The 590-nt window shown below is 61.5% G+C and carries 1 protein-coding gene; it reads right to left on the bottom strand.

Annotated elements, in window-relative coordinates; genetic code table 11:
• Positions 1 to 590, bottom strand: a 590-nt coding sequence (locus AC0L27_RS41155) for an outer membrane protein (protein ID WP_473323817.1), incomplete at both ends; no start/stop codon positions are given.

Raw genomic sequence — 590 nt, forward strand, 5'->3', positions numbered from 1 at the left:
ACGCCTGCGAAGCCGGCGTTGTCACGCCCCATCCAGAGATGGTCGTATTCGATACCGAACGACCAATTGGGCGTGAAGCCGTACTCCCAGCCAACACCAAGGGCCCCGCCCCACCGGGTGTGGCCAGCCGATGCCAGGCCGACCCCGGTGACGTTGTTGAATATATCGAATCGGTTGCGGGTCACGGCGGCGCCGCCCTTCACGTAGAACAGCGAGGCGTTCCACGCCCAACCGAGTTGTGCCGTGAAGAGACCGATTGCGTCAATTTTGCCTGTGGTCGAAATTAATGGATCGATCAGACTGACGCGCGTGTTCTTGATCTCGGCCCAATCTCCTTGCGCTTCCAGGCCGAGCACAAATTGATTGGTTTGCCAGCGGTACCCAATCTGGCCGCCCACAAGACCCCCGGAGCGATCCGCGCAACCACCTGCGACTGTCCCTGCGGGCGTCACGAAATCCACACAACCGTGGCTTTGCCCCCAACCGCCGTTTGCGCCGATGTAGAATCCGGTCCAATCATAGATCGGCGCGACCACCGGGGGCGGGGCCTTGACGTAAGGTTTAGCAGCCAGATCAGCCGCTGAGGCGGG

This window comes from Bradyrhizobium sp. Ken51, assembly GCF_055807435.1.